The following is a 17321-nucleotide window of genomic DNA, read 5'->3' as shown; positions in this document are numbered from 1 at the left end:
TCAGATGCACGTGAGATCGTCGCCGGTTACGGGAGATATGAAGTGAGGGGCGGCAACACCGGTCCGGCCAGACCCACGCCATGGACCTGATCGAGCAGATGCCCCACCGAGACATGCAGGAAGCTGAGCAGGGCGTTGGGATAGAGGCCGATCCACAGGATCAGCACCGCCATGGGCGCCAGGGTGAGGATCTCCCGCAGGTTGAGCTGGATCAGCCCCCGCATGCCGTCCCGTACCTCGTTGAAAAAGATGCGCTGGTACAGCCAGAGCATGTACCAGGCCCCGAGGATCAGGCCGGAGGCGGCGATCACCGCGGCCCAGGGCTGGCTCTCGAAGCCGCCGAGCAGAATGAGAAATTCGCCGATGAAGCCGTTGGTGCCGGGCAGGCCCACCGCCGCCAAGGTGAAGAGCAGGAAGAAGCCGGCAAAGACCGGCATGGTCGAGGCCAGGCCGCCGTAGGCCGCGATTTCACGGGTGTGGGTGCGCTCGTAGATCATGCCCACGGCGAGGAACAGGGCGCCGGTGACCAGGCCGTGATTGATCATCTGCAGGATGGACCCTTCCAGGCCGCGCTGGTTCAGGGCGAACAGGCCCAGGGTGACGAAACCCATGTGGCTGACCGAGCTGTAGGCGATCAACCGTTTCAAATCGGTCTGGGCCAGACAGATAACGGCGCCGTAGACGATGGCGATCACCGACAGGGCCAGCATGGGCAGCATCATCTGCTGGGTGGCGTCCGGCAGGATGGGCAGGGAGAAGCGCAGGAACCCGTAGGCGCCCATCTTGATCAGCACGCCGGCCAGGATGACCGAACCGGCGGCCGGGGCCTCGGTGTGGGCGCCGGGCAGCCAGGTGTGCACCGGCCACATCGGCACCTTGACCGCGAAGGCGGCGAAAAAGGCCCAGAAGAGAATCAGTTGCAGCTTGAGCGGATAGGCCTGCCCGGCCAGCTTGAGGATGTCGAAGGTGCGGCCGCCGTGCTGATAGAGAAGAATGATCCCGACCAGCATCAGCAGGCTGCCCACCAGGGTGTAGAGAAAGAACTTGACGGTGGCGTAGATCCGGTTGGGGCCGCCCCAGATGCCGATGATCAGGAACATCGGGATGAGCATGGCCTCCCAGAAGATGTAGAACAGGATAAAATCCGTGGCGCAGAACACGCCCATCATGGCCCCTTCGAGGAGCAGCATGGCAATGAAGAATTCCGGCACCTTGTCGCCGATCGACTCCCAGGACACCAGCACCGACAGGACGATGATCAGGGCGGTGAGCAACAGAAAAAGGATGCTGATGCCGTCGATGCCGAGGCTGTAGTTGATGTGCAGGGCGGGAATCCAAGGATGCTGCTCGACGAACTGCATCACGTGGGTGGATTTGTCGAACAGCAGGACCAGCGGCAGGGTCAGCAACAGTTCGACCAGGCTGACGAAAAAGGCCATCAGCCGGATGGTGGCGGTCTGCTGCCGGGGGACGCACAGCAGGGACAGCCCGCCAAGGATGGGGAAGAAGATCAGGATGCTGAGCAGGGGCATGGACATCGCGAAGGGTTCCGTAAGGGTTCGGGGTTAGAGGCCGATCAGCAGCACCGCCACCAGGGCCAGGGCGCCGCCGCCCATCCAGGCGAGGTAATGCGCCACCTGGCCGTCCTGCAGCCGCCGCAGCCGCTCGGCAAAGGCGCCGATGGCCTTGGGCAGCCCGTTGACCACGCCCTCGATGCAGGCCATATCGACGATCCGCAGCACCACCTTGCGGCTGAAGGCCAGGGTCGGCTTGACCAGGATAGCGTCATACAGTTCGTCGATATAGTACTTGTTCAGCAGCAAGCGGTAGACAAAGGCCAGCCGTTCGGCCGCCAGGCTGGGCAGCTGTGGCTTCAGGCGGTACAGATAGTAGGCTAGGCCGATGCCGCAGACTCCGGCCAAGATCGAGCTGCCCATGAGCAGGGCCTCGGTGGCGGCGGAGACATGGACATGGGGATGGCCGAGCACTGGTTCGAGAAAGTGGGCCCAGTGGTTGTCGCCGCCCAGCAGCGCGGGCACGCCGAACCAACCTGCCGTGACCGCGCCGACGGCCAGCAGCATCAGGGGCACGGTGACCACCGCCGGCGATTCGTGCAGATGGTGGCGCTGCTCCTCGGTGCCGCGGAATTCGCCGTGGAAGATGAGAAACAGCAGGCGGAAGGAATAGAAGGCGGTCATGAAGGCCACCAGGGTGCCGACGGCCCAGGCGAATTTGCCGGCGGCCAGATCGGTGTTGAAGGCCATGAGCAGGATTTCGTCCTTGCTGAAAAAGCCGGCCAGGCCGGGCACGCCGGCAATAGACAGGGAGGCGAGGAGAAAGGTCCAGTAGGTGATGGGCATTTTCTCTTTCAACCCGCCCATGGAGCGCACGTCCTGTTCGTGGTGCATGCCGAGGATCACCGAGCCGCAGCCGAGAAAGAGCAGGGCCTTGAAATAGGCGTGGGTGAACAGGTGAAAGATGCCGGCCGAATAGGCGCCGACGCCGCAGCCGATGAACATGTAGGCCAACTGGCTCACCGTGGAATAGGCCACCACCCGCTTGATGTCGGTCTGGACCAGGGCGATGGTGGCGGCGAACAGGGCGGTGACCGCGCCGAGCACGGTGATCAGGTTGAGCGTCGCCGGCGAGAGGGCGAAGATCGGGTTGCAGCGGGCGATCAGGAAGACGCCGGCCGTGACCATGGTGGCGGCGTGGATCAGAGCACTGACCGGGGTCGGTCCCTCCATGGCATCCGGCAGCCAGACATGGAGCGGGATCTGGGCCGACTTGCCGATCGCCCCGCAGAAGAGCAAAAGCGCGATCAGGGTGGCCGCGTTGACCCGGCTGCCGAACAGATTGATCGTCTGCCCTTCCAGTTCGCCCACCCGGCCGAACACCTCATGGTAATGGAGGCTGCCGAACAGGGTGAAGACGAGAAACAGGCCGAGGAGAAAGCCGAAATCGCCGAAACGGTTGACGATGAAGGCCTTCTTGCCGGCATCGGCAGCCGACCGCTTGTTGTAATAAAACCCGATCAGCAGGTAGGAGGACAGGCCCACAGCCTCCCAGCCGAAAAAGAGCTGGAGGAAGTTGTTGCCCAGCACCAGCATGAGCATCGAGAAAGTGAAGAGGCTCAAGTAGGCGAAAAAACGGTAATAGCCCTCCTCGCCCTTCATGTAGCCCACCGAGTAGATGTGCACCAGCGAGCTGACGCTGGTGACCACGATCAGCATCACCGCGGTCAGTTGATCGACCAGAAAACCCACCGAAACGTTCAAGTTGCCCGACTGGATCCAGGTGTAGATGTCCTGGTTGATGATCACGCCCGACTGCACCCGGAAAAAGGCGGCCAGGGCGCAGCAGAAGGAAAGCAGCACCGCGACGATCGGCAGCCAGTGGGCCCGCGCGCCCCAGCGCCTGCCCACGAGCAGGGTGATGACGAATGAGGCCAGCGGCAACAGCGGAATGGCAAGCAGGGAGGCCGGCATGTTCTTATCCCTTGAGGTGGTTGATGGTGTCGACGTGCACGCTGCGCCGGCTCCGGTAGAGGGCGATGGCAATGCCGAGTCCGATGGCGGCCTCGGCCGCGGCCACGGTGATGATGAAAAAGGTGAAGGCCTGGCCGCGCACGCTGTCGAGGAAATGGCTGAGCGCCACCAGGTTGAGGTTGACGCCGTTGAGCATCAGTTCGATGGACAGGAACATGATGATCACGTTGCGCCGGGTGAGAAAGCCACAGACCCCGATGCAGAACAAAATGGCCGCCAGGGCCAGGTACCAGGACAGGGGAATCACCGGAGCACCTCCTTGCCGTCGGCCCCGGACTCAGGGGCGTCCGCGCCGTTCTCGTCCCGCCGCGCCAGCACCAGGCCGCCGATCAGGGCCACCAGCAGGATCAGGCCGGCGATTTCGAAGGGCAGCAGATAACTGGTATACAATTCCTGGCCCAGGGCCTTGGTGTGGGTCGCCTCACGGATGGCCGCCACGGTCCAGGCACTCTTCTCGCCCAGGCTGAAGGCGGGGATCGTGGCGATCAGGCCCACGGCCAGGCCGGCGGCGATGATCCGGCCGAGCCAGGCGTTGGGCACGAAGGCGGTCAAATGGAGTTCTTCACGCAGGCTGACCAGGAAGAGTACGAACAGATAGAGCACCAGGATGGCGCCGGCGTAGACGATGATCTGCACCGCGGCCAGAAACTCGGCGTTCAGGGTCAGATACAGGCCGGCCATGTGGAAAAAGAGCACCAGGACCATGAGCACGCAATGGACCGGGTTGCGCAGGCTGATGGCCAGAAGGCCGCTGACGACGATCATCAGGGCGCAGTAACCGAAAAAGAGCTGGAGAAACATCGGCGCCTTCCTCAAGATTGTTCCGGGGGGAGATGCTGCCGCCACTTCCGCCCCACCACCTGCTGCTCGCCGCTCCATTCGGGCGGCACCGGCAACCGTTTCGGGCCGGTCAGATTGCGCTCGGCCTGGCCGCGCGGCCGCCAGAACGGATTGACGTATTCCTTGACCGGCTTATCCATCTGGGCCACGAATCGGTCCCAGTTGGCCAGCAGCTGTTCCCTGGTGAAATAGAGCGAGGGCCGCTCGTAGCGGCTGTATTCGTACACCTCGGTGAGAACGATGGCGTTCACCGGGCAGACCTCCTCGCAGTAACCGCAGTAGACGCAGCGCAGGGCCTCGATCCGATAGCAGTCGATCACCCGGCGGCTGCCCGGCTCCTTGTCCTTGTGCGAGCGGATGCGGATGCAGCGCGACGGACAGACCATGGCGCAGCGCATGCAGCCGATGCACTTGCAGTCACCGGTGGCCGGGTCGCGCACCAGGGCGTGCTGGCCACGGAAACCGGGGCGGATCTGCGGCCGCTCGTCGGGATACTGGCGGGTGATCGGCCTGGAAAAAAGCCGTCTCAGGGTCAGACCCATGCCCTGGAGGATCTCGGTCTGAAAGATCGTGCCCAGCCAGCTGCGCCGGGGTTTGTATTGAATCTGCATGGTTTTCCTTGTTTATCCCCCTATGTGAGGATCGCCTTCATGCAGGCGGTGAAAACGATGTTCGCCAGCGCCAGCGGGATGAGCACCTTCCAGCCCAGCCCCATCAACTGATCGTAGCGGTAGCGCGGCAGGGTGGCCCGGATCCAGATGAACACGAACATGAACAGGTAGATCTTGAGCACGAACCACAGCGGCGGGAAAAAGGGCACGGCAAAGGGACCGTTCCAGCCGCCGAGGAAGCAGATGGTGGCAATGGCGGCCATCACCATCATGCCGATGTATTCGGCCATGAAGAAGATGGCGTAGCGCATGCCGCTGTACTCGGTGGAGTAGCCGGAAACCAGTTCGGTTTCCGCTTCGGGCAGGTCGAAGGGCACCCGGTTGGTCTCGGCCAGCATGCTGATGAAGAAGACAAAGAAACCGATGCACTGCGGCATGAGATACATGCCGAGGAAGCGGTCGCCCTGGGCCTCGACGATGGCGCTCAGGTTGAGCGAGCCGGCCATGAGCATCACCCCCACCAGGCTCAGGCCCATGCTGATCTCGTAGCTGATGACCTGGGCCATTGAGCGCATGCCGCCCAGAAAACTGTACTTCGAGTTCGACGACCAGCCAGCCAAAACCACGCCGTAGCTGGCCAGCGAACTCATGGCGAAGATGAACAGGAGGCCGATGTCGATGTCGGCCAGCACCCAGCCCCTGGCAAAGGGCAGCACCGCCAGCGAGGTCATCATCGCCACCAGGCAGATGATGGGCGCGGCCAGGAAGGTCGGCCGGTCGGCGTTCTCGGGGATGATGTCCTCCTTGAAGAAGGACTTGATGCCGTCGGCGATGGGCTGGAGCAGGCCGTGCCAGCCGATCCGCATCGGCCCCAGCCGCACCTGCATGTGCCCGATGATCTTGCGCTCGAAATAGGTCGCGTAGGCCACATGGAGCATGACCACCACAAAGAGGATCACGATCCACACGAGCATGAGCAGGATATCCATACCATTCCTCGGTCAATCAGAACATTCGGTTCGAAAAAAATACAATCAGCGGTCGGACTCGCCCAGCACCACGTCCAGGCTGCCGATGTTGGCGATCAAATCGGCGATCAGCTCGCCCCTGGCAATCGCGGCCAGGGCGCCGATGTGGATGAACGAGGGCGAGCGGATGTGCATCCGGTAGGGCCGGTTGTTGCCGTCGGAGATGAAATAGAAGCCGAGTTCGCCCTTGGGCACTTCGGTGGCCACGTAAACATCGCCGGAAATATACAGGTTGCGGTCGCGGACCAGCTTGATCAGGCCGGTGCCGTAGACATTGGTCCCGGCCTCGATGCGGGCCGGCACCTTGTTGGGCATGACCAGGTCCGGGGCGTCCGGGCCGGCGATCGGGCCGGGCGGCAGTTGATCGATGCACTGCTGGATGATCCGCGCCGACTGGTGCAGTTCCTCCATGCGGCAGCGGTAGCGGGCGTAGATGTCGCCGTCGCTGCCCAGGGGCACCTCGAAATCGACCAGGGCGTAGGCGTCGTAGGGCTGGTGCTTGCGGACATCGTAATCGACGCCCGAGCCGCGCAGGCAGGCCCCGGTCAATCCCAGCGCCAGGGCCTCCTCGCCGCTGACCTTGCCGATGCCCACCGTGCGCTTGAGCCAGATGCGGTTGGTGTCGATCAGGGTCTCGTATTCCTCGATTTTGCTGGGGAAGATGTCGAGAAAGCGCTGCAGGCCGTCGATGAAGCGGGCGGTCACATCCTGGCGGACGCCGCCGATGCGGGGATAGGAAAAGGTCAGCCGCGCCCCGCACAGCTCCTCGAACAGATCGAGCAAAATCTCGCGTTCGCGGAAGCAGTAGAGGAAGACGGTCATGGCGCCGATGTCCAGGGCGTGGGTGGCCAGCCAGAGCAGGTGCGAGCAGATCCGCGACATCTCGGCCACTATGGTGCGGATGTATTTGGCGCGCAGGGGCACGGAGATGTCGAGCAGCCGCTCCACCGCCACACAGTAGCCGACGTTGTTGGCCATGGCGGCGATGTAGTCGAGCCGGTCGGTGAGGATCAAGGCCTGGGCGTAGGTCTTGTTTTCCGCCAGTTTTTCAAAGCCGCGGTGGAGATAGCCCACCTGGGGCGTGCATTCGACGATGGTTTCGCCGTCCAGTTCGAGATCGACCCGGAGCACGCCGTGGGTGGCCGGATGCTGCGGCCCCATGCGCAGGGAGTAGCGTTCGCCCTCGCCGTCGGCCACCGGAATGTCCATGCTCTTCGTGATCGGCCGGGTCATTCTTCGTCCTCCTCGTCCGGTATCGCCTGGCTGTGGGCATGCCCTTCCGGATCGAAACCGAACCGGTCGAGTTCCTGCACCTTGGCGAGCAGTTCGGTCATGCCGGCCCACTCTTCCCTGCCCCTGAGCGGATAGTCCTTGCGCAGGGGATGGCCGACCCAGTCGTCCGGCATCAGCACCCGGCGTAGATCGGGATGGTTGTTGAAGCGGATGCCGAGCAGGTCGTAGGTTTCCCGCTCCAGCCAGTTGGCCCCGGCCCAGAGTTCGACCACCGAATCGATGGCCGGTTCCTTGTCGCCCACCTCGGCCCGCACCCGGATCTCATGGCGCAACGGAATGGAATAGAGGTTGTAGACCACCTCGAACCGCGACAGGCCGGATTCCTTGCGGCGGACGTTGTCCACCCCGCAGAGGGAGCGCAGGTGGTTCATGCGGATGGTGTCGGTATCCCGCAGCCAGCGGAGCATATCGACGATCCGGCCCGGCCGGACGACCACCGCGGTCTGGCCCTGATTGGTGTAGCTGTGCAGGATTTCGTCGGGAAACGCGGCCCGCAATCCATCGACTATCGCCATCTGCTCCATCGGTACTCTTCCTTGCGAATCTTTTCCTGAAGTTGCAGAAACCCTTCGAGCAGCGCCTCGGGGCGGGGCGGGCAGCCGGGGACATAGACGTCCACCGGGATGATTTGGTCGACCCCCTGAGTGACGGCGTAGGTGTCGAAGACGCCGCCGCTGCACGCGCAACTGCCCATGGCCAGGACATAGCGGGGCTCGGGCATCTGATCGTAGACCCGCCGCAGCACCGGCGCCATCTTCTTGCTCAGGGTGCCGGCCACCACCATGCAGTCGGCCTGGCGGGGGCTGGCCCGGAAGAGGATGCCGAAGCGGTCGAGATCGTTGGTCGAGGCGCCGGCGTCCATCATCTCGATGGCGCAGCAGGCTAGGCCGAAGGTCACCGGCCAGATCGAACCGGCCCGGCCCCAATTGACCAGCTTGTTCAGCGGCCCGAGAATGGCGCCCGCGCCGGGAATGTAGCGGACGCCCTCTTCCAGCTTGACCATGGCCGGATCGGCTATTTCTCCCATTGCAGCACCTCCTTCTTCCAGGCGTAGACATAGCCGACCAGGAGCAGGCCGATGAAAAGCAACATCTCCACCAGGGCGAAGAGCCCCAGGCGGTCGTAGCTCACCGCCCAGGGATAGAGGTAGATGGCCTCGACGTCGAACACCACGAACAGGATGGCGATCAAGTAGAACTTCACCGAAAAGCGCATCCGCGGCGCCTCGGTGGGCTCGTTGCCCGACTCGTAGGCGATCAGTTTTTCCCGGTACGGCCTGCTGAGGCGGAAAAACCGGCCCACGAAAAGGGTGAGCACGCCGAAGAGGATGCCGAAAATGAGCAGCAGAAGGATGCCGAGATATTCCCGGGGCAGCGCGTCCATGGTCATGCCCCGTTCAGCGCCGATTCCGGAGCAGCTGTTCGGCGAAGGTCTGCCGCGCCGCCTGCGAGGCGGCCAAGGGCGTGGTGAAGGTCAGGCAGCCGGTGGTGCACTTGGTGACGCAGGCCGGTTCCAGCCCCTCATCGATGCGGTCCTTGCACAGATCGCACTTGCCCACCTTGCCGGTTTCGGGATTCCACTGGGGCACGGTCCAGGGGCAGGCGGTGATACAGGCCTTGCAGCCGACGCAGGCGCTCTCCTCGACAAAGACAATGCCGTCCTGCTCGCGCCGGCGCATGGCGCCGGTCGGACAGGCGTCGACGCACCAGGGTTTCTCGCAGTGGAAGCAGGACAGATAGACGAAATCGATGCGCGGCGGCGAAGTCTTCGCCGAGGTGACCTCGATCATGCGGCAGTAAAACGCGCCGGGACCGGGATTGTTCTTTTCCTTGCAGTGGACCTCGCAGGCCCGGCAGCCAATGCAGTCGGCCACATTCTGGGTGATCATATATATACTCATGGTCTTGCTCCTCTCTTCAGGCCCGGGTCACGGTGACAAAGCTCTCCGCCAGATTGAGGCCGCCGCCGGCCTTGTCCCACTCCTTCAGCTTGCCCTGCATGAATACCTGATCGGCCAGGCCCTTGCCGAACGATCGTTTCTTGGCCGGGACGTCGGTGCCGAAACCGTGCAGCATGAACACCGCCTCCGGGTGGATGAGGTCGGTGACGTAGGCCGCGATCCTGCCCTGGATGTCGCCGTTGGCCACCCGGACCATATCGCCGTCCTTGATGCCGAGCCTGCCGGCGGCGGCGGTATTGATCCACAGCCGGTTGGTGTCGAGCAGATCGTTGAGGATCGGGTTGTTCTGGTGCTGGCCATGCGCCTGGTAGCCGGTACGGCCGAACAGCAGGCGGAACGAGCCCGCGGGCGGGCCATCGGGAGCGACATACGGCGGCAGCGAGGGCACGCCCATGGTCTCCCATTTGGGATTGACCAGTTCGATCTTGCCGGACTCGGTGGCGAACTTGAGTTTGTCGCGATCATGCCAGATGGCCTTGTCGCTCAGCTTGACAAACCCCTTGGCGTCGAAATCGGCAACGGTCAGGCCGGTATTCTGCAACTGGTACTGCCAGATATCCTCGATGGTGTTGAAGGGAAAATATTCGCCCTTGCCCAGCCGTTTGGCCAGTTCGAGGTAGATCTCCCAGCCGGCCTTGGTGTTGTGCAGCGGCTTGACGCATTGCTGCCGCCGGCCGAATCCGGGTTTGAGCCCCTTTTCCGTGCGCAGGATGGAGTCGCGCTCCAGGAAGGTGCTCTCCGGCAGGATCACGTCCGCGTACCAGGCGGTTTCGCTGAAGTTGACATCCACGGCCACGATCAGGTCGAGTTTGTCGAAAATCCGCTGCTGCGCCCTGGTATCGGGCAGGGCGATGAAGGGATTGTGACGATGGACGAAATAGGCCTTGACCGGGTAGGGCTCGCCGCTGTCGATGGCTTCAAAGGCGGTCTGGAGCATGCCCGCGCCCTTGTCCCACTGCGGATAGCGCGTGCCGCAACCGTCGGCCCGTTCCCCGCCCACCGCCGGCACCAGGTCGGCCAGGCTCTTGAGGCCGGATTTGCCGGCATCTTTGGGTCCCTTGGGATAGAAGAGGCCGCCCGGCTGCTCGATACTGCCCATGAGCGCATTGAGGATGTGGATGATCCGCGAGGCATGGAAGGAATCGCGGTAGCGGGCCAGCATCCAGCCGGGATGGATGATCACTTTCGGCCGGTCCTCGTTCAGTTCGCGACAGAAGGCCTCGATTTCGGCGGCGGCAATGCCGGTTTCGCCGGCGGCCCATTCCGGGGTGTAGGGCACGAGAAAATTCTTGAACTCCGCCAAGCCATTGACGTAGCGGTCCACGAATTCGTGGTCGTAATAGCCGTTATGCACGACGCAGTGGGCGATGCCCAGCAGCAGGGCGTAATCGGTGCCGGGCTTGACCTGCCAGTAGCGGCTGGCCTTGCCGGCGGTGACCGAGGCGCGCGGATCAATATAGGTGACCCTGGCGCCCTTCTTTATCCCCTTGAGGAAGCCCTTCACCTCCTTGACCTTCAGCGACTCGGTGATGTTGCGACCAAAAAGAACGATATGGCGGGTGTTTTCGTAGTCATAGGCAAGATCGGTTCGCCCCAGACCGTACACCGACTTGGAGGAATGGTTGACGTTGCGGCCGCAGGTACAGTCGTGGTTGATGTAATTGGGTGACCCCAGGGCCTTGAGGAAGGCCTTGCGCAGGTCGGCAAAGGGACCGCCACGGTCGGACAGCATGATGGACCGGCTGCCGTGTTCGGCGACGATGGCATTCAACCGGCTGGTGATATAGTCGAAGGCCTCGTCCCAGGAGACTTCCCGCCACTCACCTGCCCCGCGCTCGCCCCGGCGCAGGAGCGGCGCCGTCGGCCGTTGCCGGTCCCGGCGCTGGGCAAAGGCCGCCCCGCCCTTGGCGCAGAGGCTTTTGCCCATGCCGCCGTCATGGCTGTTCCCCTCGATCCACACAGGCTCGCCGTCTTCCACCTGCACGGCCACCGGACAGCGAACGGCGCACATCCCGCAAATACTGTATTTCGTCTCTTTCATTGTCAAACTCCTCGATCCCTCCGATCTCAATTCTCGACGTGCCCCGGATGTCACTGTCCTTGTCAATTCAATTGATAGAACATCGTGCATATCGGTCCATGCTCACCCCTCATTCCGGCCCTCTTGTTGCTTTCCTTGCGTGAGGGGGATCGTCACCTTGCCGCCCCTTGGCTTTCTGCCAAAATCATGTCGTCTTCACACGTTTCGCTTATCAGCAAAATTGATCAAAAATACACATCAAGCTAAAATTAATTTAAAAGTGACTGTTATATCTACAAAATTCACGATTAAAATGGAAATCTATTTTTCAGCAGCAAAATATAAATTTTAATGATGACAACAAGCGACTGTCCTCACGATGGTTGCCATGCCGGCACAGTCACGGCATATCGTCGTGGCACCGTTGCATCCGTCCGCCCTTTGCCCCTTTTTTGTTGCCGGTCCTTCAAAAATAGCATCGACTGATCTACAAAAATGTAGACCTTGCCTTCCACGTAGCGATATCAATTGATCAATTAATGATTATCCTTTGACAATTTCAAAATATCCGTTTTGGCCCGGCGTTTGCTTCAAAAAGAATAACGGTTTTTCCTTGCCCAGCCAGACGCCGAAAGAGGTCGAATACAGGAAACAAGCGGGCTCGTGCCGTTGCCGCATTGTTCTTTTTATTCCCGGCTGGCCACGGAAGACAACCTGATTTTTTCGCCTTCGTTATTCTAATTTTGAATAGCGAACGACAGGAGAAGAGGTTATGAAAAAAATATGTACGCTCCCGCCGGAATGCTGTGTGGTCATCGAGATGGAACAAGGAGCAACCTTGGGGTACCGAAAAGCGGTTCTCCTCAACGAGATTCATGCCTTGGGATCCTTGACCAAGGCTGCCAAGGTTTCAAAGATAGACCACAAACACGCCAGAGAGCTGATTCGGGAGATGAACAGGGTCTTTTCTCAACCGCTCGTCGATTTTCTGGGGGATCCCCGGCGCTCCGACAAGGTCGAGTTGACCGAGAAAGGCATGCGGACCATGAAAGCCTATTGGCTCCAGTTCGAACCGGTCTGGCTCTCCATCATCGAAGAGCGGTCGCGCCATTATTGAGCAGGCTGAAACATACGGCGCGGGAACGGCAAGACGGCCCCCTCTCCCCATGCGGTCTGCCAGATATTGGCAACGCAAGGAGAGATAAGGGCACAAACGGCGGAGGTTTACGCGTCGGACACGACGCCCCCCCTGCAGAGTCAGACCTCAGGCATCGAGCATGACGCTTGTCGCCTTGATGACCACCGCAGTCTCCTTGCCGGCGGCCAGTCCAAGCCGGTCCACCGAGCTGGTGGTGATGGCGGCGACAATGTCCACACCCGGCGCGACTTCGACCGTGACCTCTGCCATGACCATGCCTTTTTTTACGTCCTTGACTTTGCCTTTAAACTGGTTGCGTGCGCTCAGGGCCATAACAAACCTCCATATAAGATGAAAAAGAAAATGGGAAACGAGACACTTGCTCCTGTCTCCTTGCCATAATAATCCCACCTGCCAATTTGATTGTCAAGTCAACAGGTTATTTTATTTTTGCATAACGACCGACAGAACATGGGATAAACAAGGCAGTGATCAATGTCCGACAAGAGAATCTGTATGGTTTAATCTTGTTGCATTCTTGTGATGCAGTATCTCGCCTACCGTTATTCTGATTGTTCATATCGATTTTCTGCCGTTCATCATGGACGGCCCCGTTTTCAACAAAGAATATTCACGAAGTAAAGGAATAAACCATGCAGATCGCCTACAATCCCATTGGATATTTTCAAACGCCCTTTACTGAAATCAAGGGCATGCCCATTCAGCCTGTCGGGGCGCAGGGCATCGAGGGCTCCATCGAAATCCTGCCGGAATATCGTCCGGGATTGAAGGACCTGGAAGGATTCTCCCATGTGTTCGTGCTGTACCACCTCCACGAAATCGAGGGCTACGAACTCATGGTCAAACCGTTCCTCGATAACGAACGCCACGGTATCTTTGCCACGCGTTCGCCCAAGCGGCCCAACCCCATCGGCCTGTCGGTGATGCGCCTGAAGGGGGTGACCGACCATTCGGTGCTGCTTGAGTGCGTCGATGTCCTCAATCGGACACCCGTGATCGACATCAAACCCTATGTCGCCGATTTTGACCGTTGCGACGCCAACCGGTTCGGCTGGTTCGAAGGGAAATCGGCCAATGCCAGGCATCACCGCAGCGACGAACGGTTCGCGGCGGGATCGGGAACAACGGGGAGCCCCTCATGAGCGACTGGAGAATCGTCTTGGCGCTGGTCGTGCTGCTGTGCATCCTGGCCGCCTATATCATCGAGGTCCTTCTGGGTTCGCGCCTCGGGACGTTCAATGCCGAACTCGGTCGCGACGCCGATTGCGGCAAAAAGACACGACTTTCACACAGGGAATTCTTTTGCCGGTACCTGCCGATCATGCTGGGGGTCGGCGGGATCCTGTTTTTTTTGACGCAACTGGGGTAGCCACGCCGGCGGATTGCACCGGCAGGACGACGCGATCCCATGGGCGCGGGGTATACCGCGTCTGCACAATCAACGACATACACAGGTGAACACATGGCTTCCTTTCTTTTCGTTCATGGCGCCTTTCAGGGCGGTTGGGTGTGGCGGAACATCCGGCCCCTGCTGCACAACCGGGGACATGCGGTCCATACCCCCACTCTTTCCGGATGCGGCTACCTGTTCTCCGGTTTCCGGCCCGAGCTCGACCTCACCACCTATGTCAAGGATATGGCGAGTTATCTGGATATCGAGGATCTCGACGAGGTCGTTCTGGTCGGTCACAGTTATTCCGGCATGATCTGCGGCGCATTGATGATGCTGCAACCCCAACGGATTCGTCAGGCCATCTTCGTCGATGCCGTCATTCCCCAATCGAACCGCAGTTTCGTCGATATCGCCGGCAAACAGTTCGAGCAGATGCTCACGCAGCACCGATTGGACAACGAGTTGATCCGGCCGTGGCCGGTGCAGGTTTTCGGCATCGACGGTCCGAAAGCCGCCTGGTTCGAATCGCGCCTCCGCCCCTTTCCCCAGCAGGCCTTTCATACCGGATTTCCGGGCCGTTTCGATCCCGCGATCCGGCCGATCAGCTACATCACCTGTCGCAAAACCATGAGTCCCTTCATCCGGGAGGCAGCCCAAAAGGCCGCGGAGCTGTCCTGGCCGGTGCACGAACTGGATTCGGCCCACTGCCCCATGCTCGCCTGCCCGGAAGCCCTGACCGAGCTGCTCGCGACCATCGCGCAGCCCGGCGATACGGCCCCGTGACAGGGGGCCACGGCAGGGAAGGACTTGCAGCGCACCTGGTCAAGCGACTCGCCTTCTTCACGCTCGATCTCCACCTGGAATGCGCCCCCGGCGAGACGGTGCTCCTGACCGGCCCCTCCGGGTCGGGGAAAACGACAACCCTGCGGTGCCTTGCCGGGCTGGACAGGCCGGACAGCGGTTTTATCCACTTTGGCGGCGAGTATTGGCACAAGAGCGAAACCGGCCTGCACATCGGGCCGCGACATCGGGGCATCGGGTTTCTCGCTCAGGAGTACGGGTTGTTTCCGCACATGACAGTGGAAGAGAATGTCCGCTTCGCCCTGAAGGAACCCGGCGGGGCGGCCGCCTATCTCGATTCGGTTGGGATCGCGCATCTCCGCCGCAGGAAACCCCATGAAATATCCGGCGGCGAACGGCAGCGGGCAGCCCTGTGCCAGAGCCTGGCCAGCAAGCCGCGCCTGCTGCTGCTCGACGAACCCTTTTCCGCCTTGGATATCGAAAACCGTCAGCTCATCCGGGAATATCTGGCTGCGGTGCAGAAGGCCTCGGGATTGGCCATCGTCCAGGTGACCCACGATCTCACCGAAGCGCTGACAAGTGCGGTCCGGGTCATTGCCCTGGACAAGGGGCAGGCGGCGCCGGATTGGCTGGAACGGCAGCGGGCGGCGCTCATGCAGGGGCTGGCGGCTCCGCGGCGCGATGGCTCCGTTGCATGATCCGCCACAAGAAACCGTCCATTCATCAATCACGGGAGAAACGTATGCATTTTTTAAAAATCCTCTGCTGTTGCCTCGCATTTCTCGCGGGCTGGACAGCACCGCTTCAGGCGGAAGACACCCTGAACGTCGCCGCAGGGGCCGGCTACAAACGACTGGTCGAGCAGGCCTGTGCGGCGTTCACGGCGCAAACCGGCATTCGGGTACAGCAGGTGTTCGGCAACATGGGCCAGATTGTTCCCCAGGTGAAGGAGGGGGGCGATTTCGACTTCGTTCTCGGAGACAAGACCCACCTCGAATCCACGGATCTTGTTTTTTCGGAAGAGCATGTCCTGGGCAGGGGCAGGCTGGTCGCGGTGGTCGCCAAAGGCGTTGCCATCACCGGTCTGGACCAGCTGACCGCCCCGGCAGCGGGCAGGATAGCCATCGCCGATGCGAAAAAGGCGATCTACGGCCATGCGGCCAGGGAATATCTCGCCAACACCGGCCTGTGGGACCGGCTCCAGCCGAAGCTGCTGGTGGTGGGCACGGTGCCGCAGGTCAGCGCCTATGTGATCAGCGGCGAGGTCGACGTCGGTTTTATCAACCAGACCGAGGCCATGGCCATCGAGCAGAAGGTCGGCCGGGTGCTGCCGGTGGATGAGACGCTGTATTCGCCGGTGCTGATCGTGGCCAAGCGGCTGCAGCACAGCCCGCACACCGGGGCTGCCGACGCCTTTCTCGCCTTTCTCCGCACGGACGCGGCGCGCACCCTGGTCAAACAGCACGGATTGTGATCTTTGCCAGCGGACAGCTGTTCGCCTTCCCGCACGACCCGGTCACCGTGGAATGCATTGTCCTGACGTTGCGCGTGGTCGCGCTGGCCCTGCCGCTGCTGGCGGTGTTCGGCGTGGGCATGGGCTATGTGCTGGGGCGCCACAGGGGACCGTGGATTTCCCTGCTCGATTTCGTGCTGACCCTGCCGCTCATCTTTCCCCCCATCGCCACCGGCTTCCTTCTGCTCCTCCTGCTGGGAAGACGCGGCCCGATCGGTTCCTGGCTCAAGAGCGCATGGGACATCGAGCTGATATTCAGCTTCGGCGGCGTGGTGATCGCGGCCGTCGTCGCCGGGCTGCCGCTCATCACCAAGCAGGTGCAGGCGGCGGTGCGCAAGGAAACGGGCAGCCTGATCGAACAAGCCCAGGTCCTGGGCAAGGGGCCGGCGACGATTCTGTTCCGGGTCGTTCTGCCCTCGCTCCGCAGGAGTGTCGTCATCGGCCTGTCCCTGGCCTTTGCCAGGGTCCTGGGCGAGGTGGGGATCACCCTGATGCTCGGCGGCAACATCAACGGCCGCACCAATACCATCTCCCTTGAGATCTACAACGCCGTCTTCACGGGCGAATACGACAGAGCCCTGACCCTGGTCGCCGTGCTCGGCGGGGTGTCGCTGGTCGTGCTGCTGGTCTCCCGTTGGGTGGCCGCCGATGTCTAGCGCCTCGACATTGTGATTGCTCCCTCGGAATAATTTCGGTACTTCTTGCGCGATGGGAAGAGGGGTTTCCCCTCCCGATTGTATTGTGCGGACTAATGTACCTGCGAGGAAACGCATGCCCAAGGTGAAAAAAGAAAACGAACGCAATGCCCTGGCATCCGGACAGATGCACAAGGGGCTCCAGATCAAGGGTCGCCTCTGGATCGAAAACGAGGGGCGAACCTATCTTTCCTGGGGCCGGATCGTCCTGCTTGAGCGCATCGGCGAACACGGCTCGGTTTCCGCTGCCGCCAAATCCATGCAGATGAGCTTCAGCCACGCCTGGCATCTGGTCGAGGACATGAACGCCCTGTCGCCACAACCGCTGGTCGAAAAACAGGCGGGCGGCCGACGCGGCGGCGGCGCCTGGCTGACCGATGCCGGCCGGCAGGCCATCGACGATTTCTTCCGGCTCGTTGGACGGTTTCAGGGCTGGATCGAACACGAACGTCTCTAACCC

The 17321-nt window shown here is 61.5% G+C and carries 21 protein-coding genes; 8 read left to right on the top strand and 13 right to left on the bottom strand.

Features of this window, described 5'->3' with window-relative positions:
- Nucleotides 1-26 precede the first annotated feature (26 nt).
- The 12 genes from Q362_RS20190 to Q362_RS0110395 are packed head-to-tail and all read right to left on the bottom strand — an operon-like array spanning nt 27 to nt 11321.
- Entirely contained in the window at nt 27-1538 is a 1512-nt protein-coding gene (locus tag Q362_RS20190) for an NADH-quinone oxidoreductase subunit M (RefSeq protein ID WP_035216380.1), read from the bottom strand.
- A 27-nt stretch (nt 1539-1565) separates the two neighbouring features.
- Nucleotides 1566-3488 (bottom strand): NADH-quinone oxidoreductase subunit L, encoded by a 1923-nt coding sequence (gene nuoL, locus Q362_RS0110445; protein WP_028318647.1) that lies wholly within the window; start codon nt 3486-3488, stop codon nt 1566-1568.
- Nucleotides 3489-3492: 4 nt separating this feature from the next.
- Nucleotides 3493-3795 (bottom strand): NADH-quinone oxidoreductase subunit NuoK, encoded by a 303-nt coding sequence (gene nuoK / locus Q362_RS0110440; RefSeq protein WP_028318646.1) that lies wholly within the window; start codon nt 3793-3795, stop codon nt 3493-3495.
- On the bottom strand, nt 3792-4349 hold the full coding sequence (locus Q362_RS0110435; RefSeq protein WP_028318645.1) for an NADH-quinone oxidoreductase subunit J family protein: 558 nt from the start codon (nt 4347-4349) through the stop codon (nt 3792-3794). The genes nuoK and Q362_RS0110435 overlap by 4 nt, the downstream gene beginning before the upstream one ends.
- An 11-nt stretch (nt 4350-4360) precedes the next feature.
- Nucleotides 4361-4999, bottom strand: a complete 639-nt coding sequence (nuoI, locus tag Q362_RS0110430; protein WP_028318644.1) for an NADH-quinone oxidoreductase subunit NuoI — start codon at nt 4997-4999, stop codon at nt 4361-4363.
- Between the two features lie 20 nt (nt 5000-5019).
- A complete protein-coding gene (gene nuoH, locus Q362_RS0110425) occupies nt 5020-5988 on the bottom strand; it encodes an NADH-quinone oxidoreductase subunit NuoH (protein ID WP_028318643.1) in 969 nt (322 codons plus the stop codon).
- Between the two features lie 45 nt (nt 5989-6033).
- The gene (locus tag Q362_RS0110420; protein WP_084312563.1) at nt 6034-7260 is read right to left on the bottom strand and encodes an NADH-quinone oxidoreductase subunit D; all 1227 of its coding nucleotides are present in this window, start codon (nt 7258-7260) and stop codon (nt 6034-6036) included.
- Nucleotides 7257-7835: an NADH-quinone oxidoreductase subunit C gene (locus Q362_RS20185; RefSeq protein WP_245590204.1), complete on the bottom strand. Its 579-nt coding sequence runs from the start codon at nt 7833-7835 to the stop codon at nt 7257-7259. The genes Q362_RS0110420 and Q362_RS20185 overlap by 4 nt, the downstream gene beginning before the upstream one ends.
- Nucleotides 7826-8323, bottom strand: a complete 498-nt coding sequence (locus Q362_RS0110410; RefSeq protein ID WP_051554111.1) for an NADH-quinone oxidoreductase subunit B — start codon at nt 8321-8323, stop codon at nt 7826-7828. Before Q362_RS0110410 ends, Q362_RS20185 begins: the two co-directional genes overlap by 10 nt.
- A gap of 11 nt (nt 8324-8334) precedes the next feature.
- On the bottom strand, nt 8335-8703 hold the full coding sequence (locus Q362_RS0110405) for an NADH-quinone oxidoreductase subunit A (protein ID WP_028318640.1): 369 nt from the start codon (nt 8701-8703) through the stop codon (nt 8335-8337).
- A 13-nt stretch (nt 8704-8716) separates the two neighbouring features.
- Entirely contained in the window at nt 8717-9220 is a 504-nt protein-coding gene (locus Q362_RS0110400; RefSeq protein WP_028318639.1) for a 4Fe-4S dicluster domain-containing protein, read from the bottom strand.
- Between the two features lie 16 nt (nt 9221-9236).
- Nucleotides 9237-11321, bottom strand: a complete 2085-nt coding sequence (locus Q362_RS0110395; protein WP_028318638.1) for a molybdopterin-dependent oxidoreductase — start codon at nt 11319-11321, stop codon at nt 9237-9239.
- 751 nt (nt 11322-12072) lie between these two features.
- Here Q362_RS0110395 and Q362_RS20180 point away from each other — a divergent pair.
- On the top strand, nt 12073-12417 hold the full coding sequence (locus Q362_RS20180; protein ID WP_035216372.1) for a winged helix-turn-helix domain-containing protein: 345 nt from the start codon (nt 12073-12075) through the stop codon (nt 12415-12417).
- A 147-nt stretch (nt 12418-12564) separates the two neighbouring features.
- On the opposite strand, the gene Q362_RS0110380 is transcribed toward Q362_RS20180, so the two are convergent.
- Nucleotides 12565-12771 (bottom strand): TOBE domain-containing protein, encoded by a 207-nt coding sequence (locus tag Q362_RS0110380; RefSeq protein WP_028318637.1) that lies wholly within the window; start codon nt 12769-12771, stop codon nt 12565-12567.
- A 320-nt stretch (nt 12772-13091) separates the two neighbouring features.
- Here Q362_RS0110380 and tsaA point away from each other — a divergent pair, with 320 nt between their 5' ends.
- From tsaA to Q362_RS0110345, 7 genes are all read left to right on the top strand, one after another.
- Nucleotides 13092-13601, top strand: coding sequence for a tRNA (N6-threonylcarbamoyladenosine(37)-N6)-methyltransferase TrmO (gene tsaA / locus Q362_RS0110375; RefSeq protein ID WP_028318636.1), 510 nt, complete (start codon nt 13092-13094; stop codon nt 13599-13601).
- A complete protein-coding gene (locus Q362_RS0110370; RefSeq protein WP_028318635.1) occupies nt 13598-13828 on the top strand; it encodes a hypothetical protein in 231 nt (76 codons plus the stop codon). Before tsaA ends, Q362_RS0110370 begins: the two co-directional genes overlap by 4 nt.
- A 93-nt stretch (nt 13829-13921) precedes the next feature.
- Nucleotides 13922-14635 (top strand): alpha/beta fold hydrolase, encoded by a 714-nt coding sequence (locus tag Q362_RS0110365; protein ID WP_028318634.1) that lies wholly within the window; start codon nt 13922-13924, stop codon nt 14633-14635.
- Nucleotides 14632-15351: a sulfate/molybdate ABC transporter ATP-binding protein gene (locus Q362_RS20175; protein WP_051554094.1), complete on the top strand. Its 720-nt coding sequence runs from the start codon at nt 14632-14634 to the stop codon at nt 15349-15351. The genes Q362_RS0110365 and Q362_RS20175 overlap by 4 nt, the downstream gene beginning before the upstream one ends.
- Nucleotides 15352-15395: 44 nt before the next feature.
- Nucleotides 15396-16127 (top strand): molybdate ABC transporter substrate-binding protein, encoded by a 732-nt coding sequence (gene modA, locus Q362_RS0110355; RefSeq protein WP_028318633.1) that lies wholly within the window; start codon nt 15396-15398, stop codon nt 16125-16127.
- Entirely contained in the window at nt 16127-16822 is a 696-nt protein-coding gene (locus Q362_RS0110350; RefSeq protein WP_425389234.1) for a molybdate ABC transporter permease subunit, read from the top strand. Before modA ends, Q362_RS0110350 begins: the two co-directional genes overlap by 1 nt.
- A 115-nt stretch (nt 16823-16937) precedes the next feature.
- Nucleotides 16938-17318: a winged helix-turn-helix domain-containing protein gene (locus tag Q362_RS0110345; protein WP_169737405.1), complete on the top strand. Its 381-nt coding sequence runs from the start codon at nt 16938-16940 to the stop codon at nt 17316-17318.
- Nucleotides 17319-17321: the final 3 nt, after the last annotated feature.

The sequence above is a fragment of the Desulfobulbus elongatus DSM 2908 genome (assembly GCF_000621145.1).
Classification (GTDB): Bacteria; Desulfobacterota; Desulfobulbia; order Desulfobulbales; family Desulfobulbaceae; genus Desulfobulbus; species Desulfobulbus elongatus.
The sequence above is the reverse complement of the archived record's forward strand: the minus strand, read 5'-3'. Positions and strand labels throughout refer to the sequence as shown.